Origin of the sequence: Alcanivorax sp. (genome assembly GCF_019431375.1) — a bacterium.
Lineage (GTDB): Bacteria > Pseudomonadota > Gammaproteobacteria > Pseudomonadales > Alcanivoracaceae > Alcanivorax > Alcanivorax jadensis_A.
Genome location: NZ_CP080267.1, coordinates 1344531 through 1366723, shown reverse-complemented (window position 1 = coordinate 1366723; position 22193 = coordinate 1344531). Strand labels below are relative to the sequence as shown.

21 protein-coding genes are annotated in these 22193 nt (G+C 60.3%); 6 read left to right on the top strand and 15 right to left on the bottom strand.

Translation table 11 applies throughout. The annotated features are described in order from the left end of the window. Positions 1-3: 3 nt before the first annotated feature. A complete protein-coding gene (locus KZ772_RS06255) occupies positions 4-996 on the bottom strand; it encodes a cyclase family protein (protein WP_290538957.1) in 993 nt (330 codons plus the stop codon). A 134-nt stretch (positions 997-1130) separates the two neighbouring features. Here KZ772_RS06255 and KZ772_RS06250 point away from each other — a divergent pair, with 134 nt between their 5' ends. From KZ772_RS06250 to KZ772_RS06240, 3 genes are all read left to right on the top strand, one after another. Further along, complete coding sequence (locus tag KZ772_RS06250) at positions 1131-2027, top strand: LysR family transcriptional regulator (RefSeq protein ID WP_290538956.1); 897 nt, start codon at positions 1131-1133, stop codon at positions 2025-2027. A 147-nt stretch (positions 2028-2174) separates the two neighbouring features. Further along, positions 2175-2684: a demethoxyubiquinone hydroxylase family protein gene (locus tag KZ772_RS06245; protein WP_290538955.1), complete on the top strand. Its 510-nt coding sequence runs from the start codon at positions 2175-2177 to the stop codon at positions 2682-2684. A gap of 69 nt (positions 2685-2753) precedes the next feature. Then, positions 2754-2969 (top strand): TIGR02450 family Trp-rich protein, encoded by a 216-nt coding sequence (locus tag KZ772_RS06240; protein WP_290538954.1) that lies wholly within the window; start codon positions 2754-2756, stop codon positions 2967-2969. Between the two features lie 75 nt (positions 2970-3044). On the opposite strand, the gene mscK is transcribed toward KZ772_RS06240, so the two are convergent. Beyond that, positions 3045-6410: a mechanosensitive channel MscK gene (gene mscK / locus KZ772_RS06235; protein WP_290538953.1), complete on the bottom strand. Its 3366-nt coding sequence runs from the start codon at positions 6408-6410 to the stop codon at positions 3045-3047. 104 nt (positions 6411-6514) lie between these two features. Continuing rightward, positions 6515-7207, bottom strand: a complete 693-nt coding sequence (locus tag KZ772_RS06230; RefSeq protein ID WP_290538952.1) for a tRNA/rRNA methyltransferase — start codon at positions 7205-7207, stop codon at positions 6515-6517. Between the two features lie 170 nt (positions 7208-7377). Between KZ772_RS06230 and KZ772_RS06225 the strand changes: the two genes are divergently transcribed. The 3 genes from KZ772_RS06225 (at position 7378) to KZ772_RS06215 (ending at position 10523) form a co-directional block, all read left to right on the top strand. After that, positions 7378-8400: a phospholipase gene (locus KZ772_RS06225; RefSeq protein ID WP_290538951.1), complete on the top strand. Its 1023-nt coding sequence runs from the start codon at positions 7378-7380 to the stop codon at positions 8398-8400. Positions 8401-8586: 186 nt separating this feature from the next. Next, the gene (locus KZ772_RS06220; protein WP_290538950.1) at positions 8587-9915 is read left to right on the top strand and encodes a peptidylprolyl isomerase; all 1329 of its coding nucleotides are present in this window, start codon (positions 8587-8589) and stop codon (positions 9913-9915) included. Further along, the gene (locus KZ772_RS06215; protein WP_290538949.1) at positions 9915-10523 is read left to right on the top strand and encodes a hypothetical protein; all 609 of its coding nucleotides are present in this window, start codon (positions 9915-9917) and stop codon (positions 10521-10523) included. Before KZ772_RS06220 ends, KZ772_RS06215 begins: the two co-directional genes overlap by 1 nt. Here the strand turns inward: KZ772_RS06215 and KZ772_RS06210 are convergent. From KZ772_RS06210 to KZ772_RS06155, 12 genes are all read right to left on the bottom strand, one after another. Continuing rightward, positions 10463-11380, bottom strand: coding sequence for a PA2778 family cysteine peptidase (locus tag KZ772_RS06210; RefSeq protein WP_290538948.1), 918 nt, complete (start codon positions 11378-11380; stop codon positions 10463-10465). The genes KZ772_RS06215 and KZ772_RS06210 overlap by 61 nt on opposite strands. A 93-nt stretch (positions 11381-11473) precedes the next feature. After that, a complete protein-coding gene (locus KZ772_RS06205) occupies positions 11474-11863 on the bottom strand; it encodes a PA2779 family protein (RefSeq protein WP_290538947.1) in 390 nt (129 codons plus the stop codon). A 151-nt stretch (positions 11864-12014) separates the two neighbouring features. Then, on the bottom strand, positions 12015-13175 hold the full coding sequence (gene selD, locus KZ772_RS06200; RefSeq protein ID WP_290538946.1) for a selenide, water dikinase SelD: 1161 nt from the start codon (positions 13173-13175) through the stop codon (positions 12015-12017). After that, positions 13081-14172 (bottom strand): FAD-dependent oxidoreductase, encoded by a 1092-nt coding sequence (locus tag KZ772_RS06195; RefSeq protein ID WP_290539520.1) that lies wholly within the window; start codon positions 14170-14172, stop codon positions 13081-13083. The genes selD and KZ772_RS06195 overlap by 95 nt, the downstream gene beginning before the upstream one ends. Continuing rightward, the gene (locus tag KZ772_RS06190; RefSeq protein ID WP_290538945.1) at positions 14172-14945 is read right to left on the bottom strand and encodes a PhzF family phenazine biosynthesis protein; all 774 of its coding nucleotides are present in this window, start codon (positions 14943-14945) and stop codon (positions 14172-14174) included. Before KZ772_RS06190 ends, KZ772_RS06195 begins: the two co-directional genes overlap by 1 nt. A gap of 73 nt (positions 14946-15018) precedes the next feature. Further along, positions 15019-15447 carry a hypothetical protein gene (locus tag KZ772_RS06185; RefSeq protein WP_290538944.1) on the bottom strand — a complete coding sequence of 143 codons (429 nt, stop codon included), beginning with the start codon at positions 15445-15447 and terminating at the stop codon, positions 15019-15021. 74 nt (positions 15448-15521) lie between these two features. Further along, complete coding sequence (locus tag KZ772_RS06180) at positions 15522-17018, bottom strand: ABC transporter permease (RefSeq protein WP_290538943.1); 1497 nt, start codon at positions 17016-17018, stop codon at positions 15522-15524. Continuing rightward, positions 17015-17665 carry an ATP-binding cassette domain-containing protein gene (locus tag KZ772_RS06175; RefSeq protein WP_290538942.1) on the bottom strand — a complete coding sequence of 217 codons (651 nt, stop codon included), beginning with the start codon at positions 17663-17665 and terminating at the stop codon, positions 17015-17017. Before KZ772_RS06175 ends, KZ772_RS06180 begins: the two co-directional genes overlap by 4 nt. 12 nt (positions 17666-17677) lie before the next feature. Next, positions 17678-18550, bottom strand: coding sequence for a putative selenate ABC transporter substrate-binding protein (locus KZ772_RS06170; protein ID WP_290538941.1), 873 nt, complete (start codon positions 18548-18550; stop codon positions 17678-17680). Between the two features lie 338 nt (positions 18551-18888). Next, positions 18889-19992 (bottom strand): tRNA 2-selenouridine(34) synthase MnmH, encoded by a 1104-nt coding sequence (mnmH, locus tag KZ772_RS06165; RefSeq protein WP_290538940.1) that lies wholly within the window; start codon positions 19990-19992, stop codon positions 18889-18891. A 378-nt stretch (positions 19993-20370) separates the two neighbouring features. After that, positions 20371-21240, bottom strand: coding sequence for a MaoC/PaaZ C-terminal domain-containing protein (locus tag KZ772_RS06160; protein ID WP_290538939.1), 870 nt, complete (start codon positions 21238-21240; stop codon positions 20371-20373). Positions 21241-21465: 225 nt separating this feature from the next. Beyond that, on the bottom strand, positions 21466-22113 hold the full coding sequence (locus KZ772_RS06155) for a TetR family transcriptional regulator (protein WP_290511021.1): 648 nt from the start codon (positions 22111-22113) through the stop codon (positions 21466-21468). Positions 22114-22193: the final 80 nt, after the last annotated feature.

Here is a 22193-nt window from a genome sequence, read left to right as displayed (position 1 = left end):
TGATCAGCGGATGGGTAAGGCGGTGGGTCGCAAGGGGGCGGCATCTGCACCGCGAAATTTCAGCGGGCTGCCGATAAAGGCAAATTCGTAGACCTGGTCGCGTGCCAGCTCTTCCAGGTAAGCCAATTCGATAATGGGGGTACCCTGTTCGGCGAGCAGATAGGTGTGCACGGGCACATAGTCGCTTTCCAGTTCGGAGGGGAAGGCTTCCAGGCTGAGGTTGTCCGCGCCGATCACCATGGCTCCGGCGGTTTCCACCAGATAGCGGGCAGCGTGATAGCCCAGCCCCGGCGGGTTGTGCATGTAGCGGCCAGCATTGTCGTAATTCTGCATGCGGCCGGTGCGCAGCAGCACCACATCCCCTTCTTCCAGGGATACTTTCTGTTTGCCCAGCGCGGTCTCGATGTCCCGACGGGTGACCCGGTAGCCATCGGGCAGCTTATCCATGCCCTTGGCGGCGGGAATATCAATGAGCACCCCGCGGGCGATGATGGGCGGGAAATTTTCCACCCCCGCCACACGCCAGCCCCGGTCACCCAAATGCGCTCTGGCGGAAAAGCCGTTCCAGATCCTGCCATCTAGGCCAAAGTGGTTGAGGGCATCAATATGAGTGCCGGTGTGGGTGTACATGGAGACGGCTGAGCCGGTGTAACTGACATGGTGGTTCATGGTCTCGCCCTGATTCAGCGGGTCGTCGATGACGGTGCCGTGGGGCGTGTGGGTCATCCAGATGCGGTAATGGGGATCCCCGGCGGCCTGCCAGCTGGGCATGCCGATGAAGAACTCCACCGACAGGTCATAGCTTTTGCCGCCGTGGATGCGCGACAGGATCTGAGCTCGAGATTGGTCCGTCATCAGGTTAAGGCGACCGATTTCGTCATCGGGCCCCCAGGGGCTGGTGCCGGGCTGGCGTTGCTCGGCCGTAGCCGGCAGGGCGGTGGCAACAAGGAGCAGGGCGCACAGGGTGCGGGTGAGGTCGTGGCGGGTTTGGTGCATGGTCTCAGGCCTGTGTTGTGGGCAGTGATGACAGGCTATTCGAAGTGAGATTGTTGATAATCATGCCTTTCGGAATATGATTGTTTCCTTAAATGGACTAATCGGGCGTCGGCCTGATCATCGGGAGAACGGGCATGCTGGAAGAGATCCGCAATTTTGTGGCGGTGGTGCAGGCGGGCAGCTTCACCCGGGCCGCGGAAGAGCTGGAGGCATCCCGTTCGGTGATCAGCAAGCGGCTCAGTCAGCTGGAGGATCAACTGGGGGTCCGGTTACTGAATCGCACCACCCGGCGGCTGAGTCTCACCGAGGCCGGCGAGCAGTTTTATCAGGCGTGCAGCAGCAGCCTGGGCAGCATCGAAGCGGCGGTGGATGAGGTGCGCTCACTGAATCGTGAGCCCCGTGGGCGGCTGTATGTGAATCTGCCCATGTCATTCGGCATTCTTCACGTGGCTCCGTTGATCCCCCGGTTCATGGCCGCGTTTCCGCTGGTGCAGGTGGAGCTCAATTTTGATGACCGCAAGGTGGATATGATCGACCCGGGGTTCGATGTGTCTATCCGTGTCGGCGAGCTGGATGATTCCTCACTGGCCGCTCGTTGGCTTGGGCACTTTCAGCATTTGATCGTGGCGTCACCAGCGTACCTGAAGGCGAATGGCTCGCCTGTTGTGCCGCAGGATCTGACTCAGCATCGTATTGCCAGTTTTCGTCTGCAGAACTCTGCGCTGGAATGGTCGTTCACCGACCCCCATGGAAATTCGGAGGTGGTGACGCTGGCCGGGGATATCGTGGCCAACAACAGCCTGGCCGTTAAGGAAATTGTGCTGGGCGGTGGGGGAATCGCACGTATGCCGAGCTTCTATGTGGAGAAGGAAGTGGAGACAGGGAGCCTGACCAGACTTTTCCCTGCATTGGCGACGACCGCTGGTTCAATGTATGCCGTCTTCCCCAAGCGGGAATATATGCCGGCCAAGACTCGGGCGTTTATTGATTTTCTGGTGGAGGCGCTGGCTCCGTCATTCGAGTCACACTGATCGGCCATGCCAACCATGGCATTCCCCACGCACAGCGAGATCGGGTTCCAAGAGGTAATGGGGTCAGGTCTTGTGCCGCGCTCTCTGATTGTAAAATTCAAAACCTGATCCTCAATAATGTTCTGAGTCGCACTACAAGTTGATTGCATGAAAGAAGTTGAAAGGATTATCAGAGTTGATCATGCAGGCGAAAGAGGCGCCATAGGGATCTATAGCGCCCAATTGCTTGTCGCTCGGGTTCTGTACAAAGATTTAGTGAAGGTGCTCGAAGAAATGCTAAGCCATGAGCGCGAGCATTACGCTACTTTCAATCGGATCCTTAAATCACGAGGCATCCGCCACTGCTACGGACTGACTGTATGGGCATTAGGGGGTTGGGGGCTAGGAATAATTACAGCCCTTTTAGGCCGTAATGCTATCTGGGTCTGTACAAACTCAATAGAAACATCGGTGCTGCATCATTTGCATTGGCAATTGTCGTTCTTGGAGCTTCATGATGCTGAAATACATGCTGCTGTTTTGAGCATCAAACAAGACGAAGAAGAGCACCAAGAGATGGGGGAGACAAATGGTAGGGATTCTATTATCTACAAGCCAATTTTCTGGCTTGTTCAGTGGTCAACGAAGTTCGCTATTTGGCTTTCGGCCAAGCTTTAAGTTATGTAACAAGGCGCTGCTGCCGACAAGCGACAGAGCGCAGCGTTGGGTGGCAATTGAAGAGTGCCAATGAATAAAATCACTCCCAGAAAGTTGCTTAACAGCAAGTGGACTTCGGTCAAGCCAGTAAAGAAAGAAAAACATTTTCTGGTGACTGAGGTCGAATTTGATGAAGAGGGTGAGGTTATTCACTGCTTGATAGAGGCGGTGATATCAAACCGTTCAAGCGCGATTGATTGGAAAGAACTGAGAGATGCATCGAACTGGCAGCAGGGCTGGAAGTAGTTATTCCGGTCAAGCGGCGTCAGGGGTGACGGCCTGGGGCGGAAATACCTGGCCGGGTATTTCCGCCCTACGGACTTAGCGGGGGTCGTTAGTTTCGTTGTGCTCGCCGTCGTTGGCTTTTGGTGCCTGACCCTTACCGTCTTGCTGTACTGATTTTTCCTTCTTCTCCCCCTCAATACACAGCTTGTCGCCGTCGCCATTACGGATATGAATATCCAGCTGGCTGAAGGCGATTTCGATGTCGTGTTCCTTGCACAGGGCATCGATGTGGCGGTTGAGTTCGTCGGTGGCGGCCAGGCGGTCGCCGATGTCATTCACGTGGACGCGCAGTTCGTGGTCCAGGGTGCTGGCGCCGAAGGTAAGGAAGAACACCACCGGTTCCGGATCGCGTAGCACCCGTTTGTTTTCCCGGGCGGCCTGCATGAGGATGTCGCGGCATTTCTGCAGGTCTGAGCCATAGGCGAAGCCCACCTTGATGATGATGCGCGTGACGGTGTCGGACAGGGACCAGTTGATCAGCCGTTCGGTGACGAACACCTTGTTGGGCACCAGGATCTCCTTGCGGTCGAAGTCGATCAGGGTGGTGGCCCGGATGCGGATGCGGCTGACGGTGCCGTCCAGATTGTTGATGGTGATCACGTCGCCGATACGAATGGGACGTTCGAACAGCAGGATGATCCCGGAGATGAAGTTGGCAAAGATTTCCTGCAGACCAAAGCCCAGGCCCACGCCCAGGGCTGCCACCAGCCACTGCATCTTGTCCCAGCTCAAGCCCAGGGCACCGAACGTGATGATGATGCCGCCGCCAACGATCACGTAGGAGAGCAGGGTGGTGGTGGCGTAGCTGGTGCCCTGGCGCAGGTCCATCCGTGACAGCACCAGCACTTCCAGCAGGCCGGGCAGGTTGCTGGCCAACAGGAAGGTGACCGCACCAATGATCAGGGCGGTCATTACATCGCCCAGGCTGATGGGCGAGGTGCTACCGGCCTGGCCGGCGGCATCGGCGGTTTCCCAGAGCACGATGTTTTCGGTGTAGGAGAAGGCATGGAAGACATCGGCCCACACCCAGTAAACCAGCACCGCGATGCCGGCAATCAGTGCCAGGCGGATCAGTCGCAGGGATTGCTGGTTGACCTGTTTCAGGTCCAGCTGCGGTTCTTCGACTTCCACCGCTTCCGAGGCGGCTGAGGAAGTGTCCGAGCCTTTCTGGTCGGCTTCCCGCTGGGCTACCGCACGGCGGTAGGCCAGTCGCTGGGCAGCCACGGCCAGCCCCCGCACGGCGACGGCATCCAGCAGAATCCACAGGACCACCAGGTAGAGGCTGTAGATCATGTGCCCGGCCAGTCGAACCGAGGTGTAGTAATAGCCGATGCCGATCAGCACCGTCAGGATCAGGGGAGCGGCGGCGCAGAGTCCGGTGGACAGGCCCTTCATGGTACGGCTGTAATGCCGGCCCGGGTAACTCTGTGCCACTGAGGGCAAGCTGATCATCACCACGATCAGGCTGGCGACCATGATGACCAGCCCCAGGCGGTCGTTGCTGAGCTGGGCGGGCCACTGGTCGCCAAAGGCGATGATGAAGGTCATGGGAATAATGGCCAGGCCGGTGAGGGCCAGGCGGCGACGCATATGCTGATTATGCTCGTTGTCCCAGCGGAAATGGCGCTGGGCGATACCACCGTTTTTCAGTAGCCGGTAGAGCATTTCAAACACCAGCCAGAGCAACGCGAGCTGGGCGAGGGCGGCCCCCAGCACGGTTGTAATGGTACTGGGCTGGCGCCAGAGGCCGGCGGCAATAATCGCCAACGCGATAGGCGCGGGCGAGGATATCAGCACGGTATAGAGCAGGCTTAATGGCGTATGCAGCTGGCTGTCGCGGCGCAGGAAACCCACATCCTGGTTCATGGTGTCGATACGTTTTTTCAGTCGCGGTCGCAGCAGTATCAGGATAACCGCGGGGATCAGGGCCAGAACCAGCCAGCCCCATTTTCCGGTCACCAGCTCACGGCTGCCTTGCCAGAGATCTTTCCAGGGTATGTCCTGCAGTTGCTGGGTAATGTGCCGGGGCAGTTTGCCCAGCCATTCCAGGCTTACCGACTGGGTGCTCGGCATCCAGAAAGTCTGTTCAGAAATGATGTTGTGCAGGCTGCGGGACACCTTGTTTAACTGTTCCTGATTCAACTGGGTGCGGGTGAGGATGGCCAGTTGGCGGCCCAGCTCCTGGTTGAGCTGGTCGTACAGTTCCCGCCGTTCCCGGTGCAGGATCGTAAAGGCACGTTCCATATCCGCAGTGAGTTCGCCTTTGAGTTTTTCCTGTTCCGGCAGTGGCGAACTATCCAGAGACTGGATCTTCTGTTCCAGCTCGAACTGTTCCAGACGGGCATCGGAGATGTTTTTTTGCAGGTCCATGTCTGACCGAGTCTGGGGCAGGCGCTTCTGTTGCTGGTAGAGCACCCGTGACAGCAGCAGGCTGCCGTCCAGCAGGCGGATCTGGTCGTTAACGGTGCTGGACAGGGCGCGTGCCTTGTCGAGTTGGGTTTTGGTGTCGATGGCCTCACGCAGCAGGCCGTTCACTGCCTGGCTGGTGCTGGCAAGCTGCTCGCGCAGGGCCTGGTTCTCGGCCATGGCAGCCTTGATACGCTTATTGTCCAGTACGCTCTCCGGTAGCGACGACTCCGGCGCATCGGCCATATCCTGCAGCTGATTGATCCGGCGTTGCTGGATTAGGGGTTGTACAGCGTCGAGTTGGGCTTCCAGTACGGCTTGCTCGGTGCGGAGCAACTGTTGTTCAAGGCGGGCGACGTCCTGTGTTTTGTCGACCACGGCCAGTTCCTGGTTGTAGCGCTCGATGCGGGTTTCCAGGGCGCGTAGCTCTATGTTGAGCCCTTGTTCCTGTTTCTCGCTGAGCGGTTCGCCATTTTCGTCGGTGCCTTCATTGAGCCGCGAGCGGATAGTGTCCATGCGCTCCATGGCCTTGCTGATCACGTTCTGGGCCTGTTCTGGCAGCGTCTGGGCGCGGGTCAGCTCGCCGTTGACCTGGGCCAGACGGCTCTGATTCTTTTCCAGGGCATCCAGCCGACTGGTGAGCTTTTCGATCAGGGCCTGCAGCGACAGGTCCTTGTATTGGTCAGCCCAGTCGTTGTCCTGTTGCTGGCGTGCCTCGGCCAGTTCTGCGCTCAGGCGGGCGCGTTGGGTGGAGGCCTGGCGGGCGAAGGTTTCCAGCTCCTTGATGGTTTGCTGATTGCTGTCCACTTCGCGGCGCAATTCCAGCGTGCGCTCCAGAAGTTTCTTGTCAGTATTGCTGCCGTTATTACTGTTTTCCGTGCTTTCGCTGATCTGCTTTTCCAGATCGCCGACGCCGGGCAGGGAAAAACCACCGATCTGGGCCAGGCTGAGGGCAGGCAGGAAAATGAGCAGAACAAGGGCCAGACGTCGATCCATAACCTGAAGGCTCCAATGGCTGTGACGGGCAATCAAAGTGTTTTGAATATAGTTTGCCGGGTGACCTGAACCCGGGCTCAGGACACCGGGTAAAGACGGTGTTTTTATTCCGGGCTCGGGGCAAGCTTATCAAGGCGTTGCAGGCGGCGCAGCAGTTGTCTCACCAGGCCTAGTTCCCGTTCCCCGGCCAGCGGAAGCAGTTCCTCCACCCACTGGTGCAGGTTCTCCTCCTGTCTCACCTCCAGCGCTGCCAGCAAACCACGCATGGCATCGCGGGTATGTTGGTAGGTGGAGGTGTCTGGGTTGCTGCTGACGGTTGAGGGTGGTGATTGCTTGCGCAATTCCCAGGCATAGACCATCACTGCCTGGGCCAGGTTCAGTGACGGCTGTGGCTGGGCCAGGGGAATGCTGCTGGCCAGATCACAGAGGGCCACTTCATCACCGGTGAGTCCGCTGGCTTCGCGACCGAACACGATGGCCACCCGGTTGATGCTGTCGCCCTTGGCGGCAATCAGTGCGGCGCACTGGTCCGCGTCCACATAGCGGTCTTTTTGCAGGCGCCGTCGGGCGGTGCAGGCAATGCTCAGGTCCACATCCGTCAGAGCCGCGCCCAGGTCGTCGAAGGTGCGGGCCTGTTCCAGTACCTCGTTACTGTGATGGGCCACCCACTGGGCCGCGGTCATGTCACCGGGGCGCACCAGGCGTAACTGATTGAATCCCATGGTCTTGATGGCGCGGGCGGCGGCGCCGATGTTTTCGCCCCGGGCGGGCTCCACCAGTACAAACACGATGTCCATCGTTCAGTCATTTATCCACGGCAGTCTGGAGGTCGCCATTGTAAACCCAAGCAAAGGCTCTGGCAGAAAATGTCCATTTTTTGTCCGGCTGCGTCCTTGGTCAGCCAAGCAAGGGTGTTTATTGTTTAACCAATAAACACAATAAACTTCATAAGATTGGGAGGGGACCCATGAACAAGCTAGCTCTCTGCGGCCTGCTGGCTGCCGCTGTTACCACAATGCCTGCTCAGGCGTTTCAGCAGATCACCCACAAGCGCATTGCCATTGATGCGGTGGAATACATGAAAAACCATCCGGGCACCACCGAGTACAATCGCCTCAAGGCCTGGGTCAACGCGGCCGGCTACACCATGGAGCAGTTCGCCGAGGTGATCGGGCAGGGTGCCTATGACGTGGATGATTTTCAGGACACCTATCTGTGTGGTGCGGTCTCCGGTGATTGCGTCTACGCGCCGGTATTCAACGCCGGTTCTTCATTGGTGAACTACACCTCCTACTGGCACTTCCAGAATCACACCCGCAGTTCCGATGTGCACGGTAATGATCTGGGCGGTTACAACTACGATCTGCTCACGGTCTGGGGCGATATCGACAACATGGCCGCGTCCTGGTTGTACGGCGATTATCTGGATGATGGCCCCGGTGGCATGACCGGCTGGTGGTGGTCGGATGATCCGCAGTACAACACCTACGGTATTACCGAAGCCAACTATCGTCAGGGCAGCACTTCCAGCAAGTCCATGTATGACGATTTCGAGGAAATGCCGTTCCAGCCCATCGATAACCTGGGTCAGTACTGGTACAGCCAGTTCCTCAGCCAGCCCACCGCCCAGACTCTGGGTTTTGTGCTGCACACCACCGACCTGCTGCAGCCCCACCATGTGTGGACCACCTCGGCCCTGAACCACAGCGGCTGGGAATCCTGGGTGGCGGATTACTACGACAGTGAAAATCTGAACGACACCGCTCTGGTGAATCAGGCCCTGCAGAACTTCACCCCGCTGTCGCCCAGCGGTAATGACATTCGCCCGCTGCTCACCGAGGGTGGCGCCCTGGCCTATGGTAATGGTGGCATCGTTCTGTCCAGCACCGAGCACGCGGACCGGGTGCAGGTGGGGCAGACGGTAATCCCCAACGCCATCGCCATGGTGGTGCATCTGCTCAACCACGCCGCGCACCAGGTTAACCCCTGATACCGGTAACCGGCTCATAACCGGGCCGGTTTTCTCCGTAGCCCGCGTAGGGTGGATTAGGCCGAAGGCCGTGATCCACCATCACAGGATCCGACGTCCTGGGTGGTGGCTTTGGTGGATTACGCCTTCGGCTAATCCACCCTACGGTAATGAACGCGCAATAAGAAAAATTGGAGGAAAACTTCCATGGCAATGCACCGATGGATGTTGGCCATTGTGTTGGCAGTCGCCGCCGTGGGCGGCTATGCCGGTTGGCAGCAGTGGGGGCCGTTGCCGGACAGCGTGGCCGCCCGTGTGGATGGCGATGCCATTCCCGCCGCAACCCTGGACGTGTTCGTGGCCGCCGCTCGCCGCAGCGAGCCGGACATCAGCCGGGAAAGCGTGCTCAAGGGGTTGGTGGAAAACCGTCTGCTGGCGGCGGTGGCCGATGCGCAACATGATCACCACGGGCACCCGGAACGGGTGGGCTACGACAGTGCCACCCGCCACGAGCAGCAACGTTTCAAGTTGATTCGCACTGCCTATGCGGATGCCCTGCGCGAAGCGGTTAACGATAACGGGATGGGCAACAGCTTGGACAGCCTGACCGCGCCGCTGGCCCTGTCCCGCGAGGCGCTGGCGCCCATGCTGACTCTGGAGCAGGCGCTGTACAGCACCATGGCCGAAGCCCAGCAACAGGCGGCTCGTGAGTATGTGCTGGCCCGCTATCGTTTTGCCGATGATCAGCCGGAACAGACGTTGACCCTGTGGGACTTGTACCGGCGGCAGAACATCCAGTTGAAGGTACAGATGCATAACCTCAACCTGGATTTTATTCGCGAAGCGGTGAAGCAGCAGCTGACCATGGCCTACGTGTTTTACTGGTTTGAGCAACAGGCCGGCTTGTCCCGCACGGCCATTGCCGCCATGGATCGCAGCATTGATGACGCCCTGCAGCGGGAAACACTGATGCATGACATGGGGCTGATGCAGGATATCCACGACGACAACCCGCAGCTACGTGAACTGGCGGCCCAGGTGACCGATGCGCAGATTGCTGACTACTACGCGGCGCACCAGGCGCTGTTCACGCGGGTCGAGCGGGTGCGCGCGCGACATCTGCGCGTGAACAGTCAGCAGCAGGCGGATCGGGTCCATGAACTGATCCACGATGGCCTGTCATTTGATCAGGCAGTAGCGGATTACTCCGTAGCACTGGACCGGGATCAAGGCGGTGAGCTGGGCTGGATTGATCGGCAATCCCGGCAGGATCACTGGACCCGGGCGCTGGCGTTTGTGCAGCCAGAGGGCGTGGTGTCGCCGCCGTTCCGCAGCCCCGATGCGGATGGCGAGCCCTACTGGGAGCTTTTTCTGGTAGAGGAAAAAGTGACCGCTTACCAGAGCCTGGATAGCGAATCGGTCCGCTACCGTGCAGGTCGGGCGGTGGCTCAGGAACGGTTGCAGCAACGCTTCCAGAGTCTGCTGGCGGAGGTCACCGAGCAGGCTTCGCTGCGAATCAATCGGGAGATCCTGTGATGAGGGCGCTGCTGGCGGCCCTGTTGCTGGGGGCTGTGGTACTGGTGATGGCCCGGTGGCTGCCGGATGCAGCACAGACCCCTTTGCCTGTCCTGGCAGAAAACAACGAGCCTGTCGCAGAGACTCCTGCTTTACAGAAGCAGGAACAAGCCGCCGCGCCGTTACCCATGATCGACACGGTGGCGGAAACAGAGCGGCAGCCTGTTGTCTCCCGATCAGACGATGCTGCGTCCATTTCCACACCTTCGCTGCAAGCAGTGGCGGCCCTGCGCGAGAGCATGCGCCACGGAGATCCGCGTACGCCGCCGCTGGCACCGAGCACGGATCTGCGCCAGCCTCCCAGCACCGCTGAGCTGGCCGACCCGGCCCTGTATCAACAGTACGAGAGACGTCAGCAGCAGCAGGTGTATGCGTCGTTTGCCAAAGCCGCCGATCAGCGTATCCCGGAGCTGGAAGCATTGATTGCCAAAGGCCGCGCCGAGGGCATCAGCGAAGCGCAACTGGCGGAAGGGGAAGCCAAGCTGGCGAAGCTGCGTGAGCAGCGCGATCAGTTAGCGGCGCAACAATCGTCCGCCGACGGGGCATCTGCAGAGGAAGAACAGGACTGACCGGTAAGCTCCGCCACGCTGTCGCGGATGGCCTTGTCCTGGGGCGCCAGGGCATGAGCGCGGCAGATGCTGTCGCGGGCGCTGTCGTCATCCCCCAGGGCCTGTTCGGCGTAGGCGCGGTTGTTCCAGGCGGCGGCAAAGTCCGGCGCCTTGCGGGTGGCGCTGCGGAAGGCGCCCAGGGCTTTCTGCTGCTGGCCCTGGCTCCACAGGCTGTTGCCGTGGCCGAACAGCAGTTTGCCGCTGTCCGGGAAGGCCGCTACTGCCGCTGGCCAGAATGCTTGCGCATTGGGCAGGGCGGAAATAGCCCGGAATAGCTTGTCCGGTTCGGCACTGGCAGGCAGTTGGCCGGGCTCCACCAGGGTAAAGCCCCATTGATCCGCCCGCGCCCAGGTGCGGATAAAGCGATTCCAGTGGGTGGTTTTCATGGCATCGGTGCCGCTGTGCAGCACCATGGTGTTGCCCTGGTCCCGGTAACCGGTGACCACGGCAAAGTGCCACTGGGGCCAGCGGCGCAGTGCCAGGTTCTGTAGCACCAGTACCGGTCGGCCCGCCTGCAGTTCACTGAACAGCGCTTCGCTGTTTTCCACCGGGTAAGCCATCAGGCCGCGGCTACGGGCGGCGGCGCGTAATTCGATACCCAGGCTGCCCTCCCGTTCCGGCAGCCACACTTCATCCACCAGGCTGTCGGCACTGACCGGCTTGCCGGCCCATTGCAGCATCATGGCCAAAGCGGCGGGGCCGCACTGGTATTTTTCCTGGGGCACGAAGGGCACCACCAGTTGCTGCTCGGTGTCCACCATGGCGCTTTGCGGCGGTGGAAAGCTCTGACAACCGGTGAGGAATAGCAGAAGCAGCAAAATGGCGGAGATACCCGTTGGGTATTTCCGCCCTGCATTATGAAGGGGTGGGCGGAAAGGTTGACCCTCTCCGCCGTGGTGGGCTGACACGAATCAGTTGACCGGGTCGATGGCCGGGAAGACGTTGGTGGCACCCAGCAGGTCGAGGATAAGCAGAATCAGGATAATGGCCAGGATCACACCCAGCACACCCTGACCGGCAGGCAGTTCTTCCGCTTGCTGGGCCAGCTGTTGCAGCTCCTGGTCAGTGAGGCGGTCGAGTCGCTGGCTTACCTGGTCCTTGCTGACGCCGTAATCACTCAGTGCCGCGGCGGCCACTTTATGATCCATCAGTTCCATCACCTGCGCCTTCGTGGCGGCGCGATCCTGTTGCTGGATAACCGTGTCGTTGCCAATCATGGCTGCCTGGGTGGCGGGCACGATCAGAACCTGCATGAACAGCAATAGTGCTGCGCTCAGGATACCGGTAATACGCTTGCTCATGATCATTCTCCATTTAGCCAGGTTGCGGCGGCAGGTCATTGCAGGGGACGTCTTCTTGGACGGCGATTGCCCGTGCTCTGGAAAATTCGCCGTCCAAGAAAGTGCGCCCTGCAGCAACTTGCCATTTGCTAGTCACACTACCAGTGTGGCCCTATTGGAGAAGAATAGATGCCGAATTATCGGTATTTTTTACAAGGACTTTACCGATTTCTATCACCTTTACGCCGGCTTCACGTAAACGCTCCTGTGCCTGTTCAACAGCGGCGTCGGGAATGCTGAAAAGCAGGCCGCCGGCGGTTTGCGGGTCACACAGGGCGGTTAGCAGGGATTCCGCAATATGCTGCGTATCGCAATGCATCAGCACCTGACGGTTGGCGTCGTTGAGGGTGCTGGTCACGCCATTTTCAATCAGCGACAGGGTGCCGGGCAGCAGGGGGATGGTGTCGGTATCAATGGCCATGGTTACGCCACTTTGCTGGCAGATTTCATGCAAATGACCGAGCAGGCCGAAGCCGGTGATATCGGTGCAGGCATGCACCGGTATATCCTGCATGGCGTGTTGGGCGATGCGATTGCTGATCAGCAGATGCTCCAGGGTGGTATCCAGCCAGGGGCCGTGCAGTTTGCCTTTCTGCATCATGGCGGCCAGCTGCACGCCGGTGCCCAGCGGCTTGGTGAGCAACAGGTGGTCGCCGGCCCGGGCGCCGCCCTTGTGCCAGAGTTGCTGCGGGTCAGCCTGACCATTGAAGGTAAAGCCGGCGGCCATTTGCGGACCTTCGATGGTGTGGCCGCCCACCAGGGTGCAGCCGGCGGCGTTCAGTTCTTTCAACGCGCCGGCCATCAACCGGTGCAGATCCCGGCCCTGCAGTTTCGGGTGATGCCAGGGCAGTGTCACATTGGCCAGAGCGGAGTGGGGCGTGGCGTTCATGGCGTACAGGTCGCTGAGGCTATGCAGTGCCGCCACCCGACCGAACAAAAAGGGTTCGTCGATAAAGGCCGGGAAAAAATCCAGACTTTGCACCAGCCGTTTGTTGTCGGCCCAGTGGATGATGGCCGCGTCATCGGCGGCATCCACACCAGCCTCGATACCTTCACGGATGTGTGGCTGTAAATCCTGCAAGGCCTCGTTCAGCGCCCCGCTGCCCACCTTGGCACCGCAACCGGCGCAATGCAGCGCATCCGTGTCCACCGGCGGCGCTGACATGGTGGGTAGCTGACTATCGAACTTGTCCATAAAGGCCCGGTCGATCCGGTCTTTCCAGCGCCACACCCAATGCCCGGCAGCGGACAGAATGCCACCTCGGCTGGCCACCGCCTGTTTGCCGCCGGCAGAGAGTATCGAGAAAATGTTTTTGCGGGCGATAGGTTTGCAGGGGCTGGCCGGTGATGGCGGCGCTTAAATTGTCGGCCAGCACCCTGGCCTGGCGCACTGCATAGACGCCGGCCTTGGGCAGGCTGTCAGGAAAAGCGGCACAGTCGCCGGCGGCAAACACGCGGTTGTCGCTGCGGCTTTGCAGGGTGGTTTGTACGCGCACAAAGCCTTTTTCATCACAGTCCAGATCGCTGTCAGCGATTACCCGGGTGCCACGCACGCCGGTGCACCAGAGCACCCGCGTGGCATCCAGTGGGACGTCGTTGGCGTAGAGCGCGTCGTTGCGTTTTTCCACTCGCGTGTGTTCGTGCAACTGGATGCCGTAGTCATCCAGATAGCGTTGCATACGGCGGCGTACCGGTTCCGGGTAGCCGGGCAGAAGTATGCCGCCGCTGATCAGTGACAAGGCCCCGTGGCGACCCGTTTGCCGCTGATGCTCGGCGATGGCCAGCGCCATTTCCGTGCCGCCGGCACCGGCGCCTACTACGGCCAAAGGGCTGTCGTCATCGCGCCATTGCTGCCAGCGCTGGTGAAAACTGGCTACTGGTTTCACCGGTACGATGTCCGGGTGCCCGCCGCCCACTGGTTGCAGGTCCGGGGTGGCGCCTACATCCAGGCTCAGCCAGTCGTATTCCAGGGTGCTGCCATCGTCCAGAGTCAGGCGCCGTTCGGCGCTGCAGATCTGTGTCACCGCGGCGCAGATAAAGCGGGTGCCGGTGGCGATACACAGCCGGTACAGATCCACATGGGTATCGGTGAGGGTGTAGTGGCCGGCAATCAGGCCGGGCAACATGCCTGAATAGGCACTGAGGACATCCGGCGATACCAGGGTGATACGCACGCCGGGTACCGGTTTCATGGCCAGCATGCGCAGGGCCAGCGCATGGCTGTGGCCGCCGCCCACCAGTACCAGATCGTGATTGGCCGAGGGAGTCATCACAGCAGGATATCGCCTTTCAGGAAGCAGCGGGCCTGGCCACTCAGGGTGACCCGGTCACCCTTGAGGGTGCAGTGCAGCTCGCCACCTCGGGCGGAAAGCTGGCGGGCGTGCAAAGACGGTTTGCCCAGCCGCTCGGCCCAGTAGGGCACCAGGGTGCAATGGGCGGAGCCGGTCACCGGATCTTCCGGCACACCCTTGGCCGGGGCAAAAAAACGGCTGACAAAATCGCAGTCGTCACCGGGGGCAGTGATCATGATCGCAAAGGTATCCAGCTTGCCGATGGCGGTGAAATCCGGCTGGAAGTTGCGTACCTGCTCGGCGCTGTCCAGCACCACCAGCGTGTCACGGGCCTGCAGCACGTCCTTGAGAGGAATGCCCAGTGCCTGTTCGAAGGGTTCCCGGTTGCTGAGCGGCTGTGCCGGGCGGGCAGGGAAATCCAGACTCAGGGTCTGGCCGCTACGGTCCACATAAAGCGCGCCGGAGGCCGTATTGAAACGAATCCGCTCACCGGGAAAGCCCAACGCGTTGAACACCACCCAGGCAGCGGCCAGGGTGGCGTGGCCGCACAGATCCACTTCCACACTGGGGGTAAACCAGCGCAGGGCATAGCCGGTCTCGTCGGGCACTAGAAAGGCGGTCTCCGACAGGTTGTTCTCCATGGCAATGTTCTGCAGCAAGGCATCGTCCGGCCAGCGCTCCAGCGGCACCACCGCTGCCGGGTTACCGGCAAACAGGGAGGAGGTGAAGGCATCGACTTGATAGAGTTTCATGGTTTGCCTTGGCTGTGACGTTGACTATAACTGCGAGTGTATTGTGGAGGGCAAGCCGTCCAAAGCCCGGTTATTAACCGCTAGCATTCAATAGTTGAGCTACGGCATAACCAACAGCAAAAAAGATAATAAGTTTCAAAAGAAGCCCCGAGCGTGACGGAGACGTGTTTTCCTTTCTTTGTGGATATTTGGGCTTTTCCCATGCCCTGTTGTTTCTCCAAGCATCATCACCTTCATAGAATTTGGTGAGGATGTCGGTCATGTCATCGAAAGTCGGATCACTAGGCGTGACTGATTCGGTATTTGATTCATAGAACACAACGGAAAAGCCATCTTCAGTCGACCCGGAGCCCTCTATGGCCATTCCATCTTTTTCAATTTTTATAGCAGATAACTGTTGCCAGCTCATGCCAGAGAGAATCTCTCGTAAATCGTCAACGCTGTCGCATGAAACCGGCTGGTGTTCTTCGCTGAGCAGATTTCCTGTTTTGGTTACAAGCATCGCTAGTCCTTTCGCTAGTTATGAATAAGGCGGCACCGTTGTAGACGCTTCTTACAAGTCTGATTTGCTCTTTCTTATAAACCTAAGCCCGGCTTCAACCGCAGCCGCCTGCGCAATCCCCGCGACAACGCATCCACCGCCAGATTGAGCATGACCGTGGCCAGGATCAATAGCAGGGTCCGGTCGAAGCGGAATTCCGCCACGCTGGAATCGATATAGAAACCCAGGGTATGGATGCCAAGGATACCCAGCACAGCGGTTTCGCGCATGATCACTTCCCAGCGGTAGAGCAGAAAGGCCAGCAGATTGGGGCTGACGCGGGGCAGCACTTCCCAGGCGTAGCGGTTGAGGCCGGTGGGGGCGTCCGCGCGCAGTTTCAGACTTTCGCTGAACCGGCCGGTCAGGTGGGCGACGATGGCGCCGGTGTGCAGGGCCAGCGCCAGGATGCCGGGCAGCATGGAGGGCCCGAGCAGAATCAGGAAGAAGAAGGCGAGAAAGAATTCAGGGGTGGTACGCATGACCACCAACAAGCCATGGCCGGCGGTACGGCTCGCCCGGTTGCCGAACAGGGGCGAGATCAGCGGGAACAGTAGTAGCGAAAGCACGCCGGTCAGCAGCAGGGCGCCGAGGCCCAGCACCAGGGTCTGCCACAGCCCCGGCCACAGTTGTTGCTGCCAGAGCATGGCGAACCAGTGCCACAGTTCCATGAGCCCGCCGCCCTGGCGGAGCGGTACTGGCACCAGATCCACGGTGACGAAGCGCACCAGGGTATCGAGCCGGCCGGTGAACAGCGGCGGTGCCCAGGCGATAGCGGCCAACAGGTACACGGGGATCAGGGCCGGACGCAGCCACCAGCGCAGGGTAAAGATGATGGCAAAGAACAGGTATAACAGGGCGGCGCCCTGGTCGTAGCTGCCTTCACGAAAGGCGGTTTCCAGGTGGAAGCCCAGGGTGGGCAGGCCGATAAAGCCGAGGATGGCGGAGGCGCGAATGGCGCACTCCAGCCGATAGCCGCCGTAGGCCTTGAAGGCCTGCCAGACCAGCGGCAGGCGGGCGTAGAAGAACACGCTCAGGCGCTGGCGGCTGACGGGCAGTGCATTGGCAGGGCCTGGGTCGGCTTCTTCCAGAAATTCACCGAAGACCTTGGCGAAGATGCCCGCGTAGGGAATGGCGATGGCCAGCACCCCGGTGACCGTGCTCAACCCGGCCACCTGCAACAGCAGCAGCCCCCAGAACAGTTCGTGGACGGCGCGGATGCTGGCCGCAACACCCCGCACCCAACGGCGATGCCAGGCCATGGCCATGAGAAAGCCGAACAGGGCGGCCAGGGCGGTGCCCTGCCAGGCGAAGGCCAGGGTGTTGGCCAGTGCCCGCCAGAGGTTATCGGTGGAGAAGAAATCCGGGGCGAGAAAACCCTGGCCCATGCGCAGCAGTTCACTGCCCGGGGAGGAACGGGTGATCTCCAGGTCGGCAAACGCCAGGGCGATCAGCCCGGCCACGGCAAGCCAGAAGCTGGCCCGGCGCCAGCGGGCGGCGGTGGTGTTGACGGGCTGCCGGGCGCCGAGGCTCATAGGTAGAGCGTGTCCAGATCACCCAGGCTCAAGGTGCTGGCGGGGGCGTCGAGCAGAATGCGGCCTTCGCCCAGACCGATGATGCGGTCACAGCATTGCAGCGCCAGCTCACGATCATGCAAGGCGACCACGGCGGTTTGGTGTCGGGCCAGCGCCCGCTGCAGCAGATCAAGCCCTTGATGCTCATCCAGACTGGAGACTGGTTCGTCGGCCAGCAGCACGGGGCGCTGCGTATAGAGCGCCCGCCCCAGGGCAACCCGTTGCGCCTGACCGCCGGATAGCTGGTCCACGCTGGTGAACAGCTTGTCCTGCAGCCCCAGCTCCCGGGCCAGTTGGCCCACGCTGGCTTTTTCCCTGGCGCTGGGCCAGATCAGGTTGCGCAGGTTGGTGAGGGTGCGTTGGCGGGGCAGGGCGCCCATGTAGAGGTTGTGGAAGACGCTGAGCATGGGCACCAGGTCACCGGCCTGGGGGCACCAGGCACAACGGGCTTCCTGCTGCTGGCGCAGGGCGGCCAGCAGGGTGGATTTGCCGGCACCGGAAGGGCCCAGCAGCGCCACGTTCTCGCCGTCGGCAATGGTCAGCGACAGGGACGCAAACACGACCTGGCCGGGATGGCCAAGCCGTGCGTTTTCAAGATGGAATGTCAAAATCCGATCCTGTTACTGGGCGTCCAGCAGGCCGATGGCTTCGGCGGTTTCCTCGATGGGCGCAAAGTCGTCATTGCTGGCGGGAATGAATTTTTCCCGTGGGAACGCGTTCAGCAGTACCGGGTCATCAATGGCCAGCAGGGCCTCGGTGACGCGCTGGGTGAAGCCGTCGCCGAACTTGTCATTCAGGTCGCCACGCACGGTCCAGTGATAGTCCGGATAGCCGGGGGTTTCCCAGATGACCTGGACCTTGTCGGTGTCGATCTTGCCTTCTTCCAGTTCGCGCTCCCACACCTTGTAGTTCACCGCGCCGGTGGCATAGGCGCCGCTTTGTACCAGGGCGATGGTGGCGCTGTGGTCGCCGGAGAAGCCGACTTTCTCGAACAGTTGGTCCGGGGACTGGTTGAAGGTATCGCGCAGGTAGAACTCCGGCATCAGGCGCCCGGAAGTGCTGCCCTTGGAACCAAAGGTAAAGGACGTTTGCTCCACAAAGGCCTCGGTGAGTGTCTCTGACGGGCTCAGGCCGGTGCTGGTGTTGGCGATGAAGTAGGATTTGAAGTCAGGATCTTCCAGGCCCTGGGCGATGGCCTGGGAGCCAGGTACCAGGCGACGGGCCTGGACACCGGACAAACCACCGAACCAGGCCATCTGCACTTCGTTATTGCGGAAGGCAGTGACGGCGGCGGCATAGGATTTCACCGGGACATATTTCACCGGTACGCCCAGTTGCTCCTCCAGATAGAGGGCAACCACGCCGAAGCGTTTTTCCAGTTGGGATTCATCCTGATCGGGGATGGCGGTGAAAACGAAGGTCCCGGTGTGGGGTTCGTTACAGGCAGACAGCAGCACTGCTGCCAGCAGAGCGGCAAGAAAGGGGAAGCGCATTGTTGACTCCGTTCAATAGGGAGGCTTACCGGGCAAAGTGAAATTTCCGTCGCGGGCCCGGCCAGACACGACAGGGTGATTATAGAACGCTTAGCCGGGGATGCCAGCCAGCAACCCAAATATCCGTTGGAGCCTCGCTCGCAAGGCGAAGGGCGTTATTCCGGCGCCATGCCAGCGGGGTGCCCTTCGCTTTGCGAGCAAAGCTCCAACGGAATTTCGTAGCCAAACCGGGGAGATAATTCCTCTCCGCCTTTCGTTGGAGCCTTGCTTGCAAGGCGAATGCCCGCCAATAGGTTCTGCGGACTATTCGCCTTGCGAGCAAGGCTCCAACTGTCGCTTCAGGCTTCAGGTGTCAGTCGGTCTTCCAGGAACGCCATGACCTCGTCGCGGCTACCCTCAAAGACGATGTCTCCTTCCCGGTGGGAGAGCATGTAGTCGTACATGGGGTCGTAGTAGTCGCGTAGCAGAGTGCGGATCCAGTCTTCGTGGAGCCCGGTGTCGCCGCTGATGGCCTGTACGGCCAGGGCTTCGGACAGTAGCTGGCGCAGCTGCTGATGGCGAAGCCCGCCCAGGCGGCGGCGGATGCGGTCCATGGCGGCGAGCAGTTCCTCGCCGAGATAATGGAGAGCCTGCTGCTCGCCGAAGTGCTGACGGTATTCTTCCAACGGGCCCACCACATAATCCTCCAGGGTGACCTGCACCCGGGATTCCAGCGTCTCGTTGATGATGATGCGCGGGCAGCTCTTGATCTTGTCCTGCAGGGAAAAAGGCAGGTGGCAGCGACCGATCAACTTGCTTTCGTCTTCCAGCAATACCCAGCTCGGGTTTTGCGCCCGCTGCTTGAGCATGGCGATGGCCAGGGCATTGTCGAAACCAATCTGGGTAGGCTGACCACCGGGGCGACGGCCGAACGAGGAGCCACGATGATGCGCCAGGCCTTCCAGATCCACGGCGTTGGTCTGGGTTTCGATGACCCGGGTTTTGGCGCAGCCGGTACGGCCACAGAGAATTTCGAAGGGCAGCGTGGCGATGCAGGCCTCAAGCTCGTCGAGCAGGAAACGGCGCATGGCCTTGTAGCCGCCGGCGACGAGCGGCGCATCGACGCCGGCTTCGCGCAACCAGGCTTGGGTGGTCTGGCTGCGTAACCCGCCACGAAAACAATACAGATAACCGTTGGGGTTGGCCTGCCACCATTGCTGCCAGGCCTGCATGCGCCGCTCCCGCTCCTCGCCGCTGACCAGCTGGTTACCCAGATCAATGGCCGCCTGCTGGCCATGCTGCTTGTAGCAGATGCCGATCTGGTGGCGCTCGTCGTCGTTGATCAGGGCGATATTGGCAGCACCGGGAAAGGCGCCCTTGGCGAATTCCACGGGGGCACGCACGTCCAGCAGGGGCGTGTCGTTCAGGAACAGGGACAGGAAATCGTCGGTATCGTCGCGCATGGGGGGCGAGTTTAGAACAGCTACAAGCTACAAGCTACAAGCTACAAGCTACGCTGGTTGGATAGGGAAAGGCTGGAAAATTCCCCGGACCTCGTCATTTCTACGAAGCTGCTGTAGGAGCTATGCTTGCATGGCGAACCGCGCTTGCGCGGGAATCGACCAGGGGGCGATCAGGAATTGCAAAGCTCGACAGGTCTCTCCAGAAACAATGGTGCCTTGACGTTGGTCTCTGCTGCCTCGGTTCGCCATGCAAGCATGGGCTCCTACATGTCATTGTTAGCCTGCATGCTGCCGCCCACAAAAAACGCGGGCAGGGCGCTATGCAATTAGCACGGCCATGCCCGCGTTGCAGCTTGCGGCTTGAAGCGTGTAGCTATTTTACTCCGCCGGACGGATCTGGCCGGCCAGGTGCGGCTTGATGCCGTCCTTGGCCAGCAGGCGGAAGTCGCTGCCGCCGTCTACCGCCTTGTTCTCGAACTTCACGGTGGCGGGGATGAACATGGGCAGCTTGAACTGCACATCCACGGTGAACGCTTCTTCCGGCAGCTGGTTCTGCAGCTCGGCCAGGCAGCGGGCCTTGGACCACATGCCATGGGCGATCTGGCGTTTGAAACCGAACAGCTTGGCAGACAGCGGGTACAGATGGATCGGGTTGCGGTCGCCGGAGACTGCGCCGTAGCGACGGCCGGTGTCGCCGGGGACTTTCCATTCCACGGTGTCGGTGGCCGGCTGGGGCTTGGGTGCATCCTTCTTCTTGCTGCTGCTACCGCCGCCGCTACGGAAGAAGTTTACCGATTCGCTTTCCCATACCCGCTCACCGCCGGTGCTGATGCTGGTGAAGATGGAGAACTCGTAGCCCTTGTCTACCTTGGTCAGGTTGCCCAGGAAGCATTTCACGTTCAGCTGCTCGCGCTCGCTGATGGGGCGGTACTGGGTGATGCTGTTGCGCACGTGCACCAGACCCATGGCCGGGAACGGGAAGCCGTCGCTAAGGATCAGGGCCATATGCAGCGGGAAGGCGTGCATGTGCGGGTAGGTCACCGGCAGTTTGCCGTCGGCGGCAAAGCCACACACTTTGCGGTAGGCCGCCAGGTGTTTTTCGTCCAGAGCCACATCATTCAGGCGCAGGCCGATTTCCGGCAGGGTGGGGTTGCTGCCCGGCTTTACGGTGGCGCGCATTACCGCCTTGGCGAAGTTGATCACCATGGGGGGCGCGTTGCGCAGTTCGCGGAATTTTACCTCACTCATTACTCGATCCTTTCCCGTTGGTCGTGTTGTGGTCTCAGACCCATGATCTTTATGTCCCTGCGTTATTGCTGTCAGAGACGTAAAGATCATGAAACTGTGGGGAGTATAGAGCAGGGTAAGCGGCGCGCTATTGGCCGCGCAGACAAGGTGTATAGGGACTGAAGCACACCAAAATAAAACTGTGACGGAGGTTTGCCGGCGAGCAGTAAGGGGGTGGAGCCGGGATCATTGATCCGGTTTGGACTTCCACATGCCGACGCCGAAATAGATCAATCGCAACTGTTTTTCCGCAGTGCCGAGTACCTGGTTCTGGCCGAACTCGTCGTCTTCTTCCAGTTCCAGCATTTCCTGTGTCAGGGCGGTGACATTGTTGACCACCAGCCCGGCCATCATCTGCAGGTCTTCTGCATTCACATGGTTAAGGAACGGGAAGCGGGCCATGTCCATGGCCAGTTCGTTGGTGAACATGCGGATTTCCCGGCGGATGGCGTTGCGCATGGTGGGGGTGCCGCCGGCCAGCTCCTTGGAGACAAACAGAAAGTGTGCCCGGTTATTGCGGACATAGTTGAAGTACACCTCCAGGGACCCGCGCAACATGCGCTCATTGGGCAGTTCTTCCTGGCGGACCTGGCGCATCATATGGCGCAAGGTACGGAAGGATTCATCCAGCAGCGTCAGGCCCAGGGCGCTCATGTCCGGGAAATGCCGGTAGAAGGCAGTGGGCACCACGCCGGCACGCTTGGTGACTTCGCGCAGGCTCAGGCTGGAGAAGGGGGCCTTCTTGACGACCAGATCCAGCGCCGCTGCCATCAGTGCTTCACGGGTCTGGCCCCGTTTCGGCTTGCGGGTTCTGCTGGTGCTTTCCTTGGTCATTCCGGTCGCCTCTGCATGGGGGTTCAGGTCGTTAGCCAGGCCTGGCCGGCAGTCTCGTTCCCCCGTTTCCGGTTGCTCGG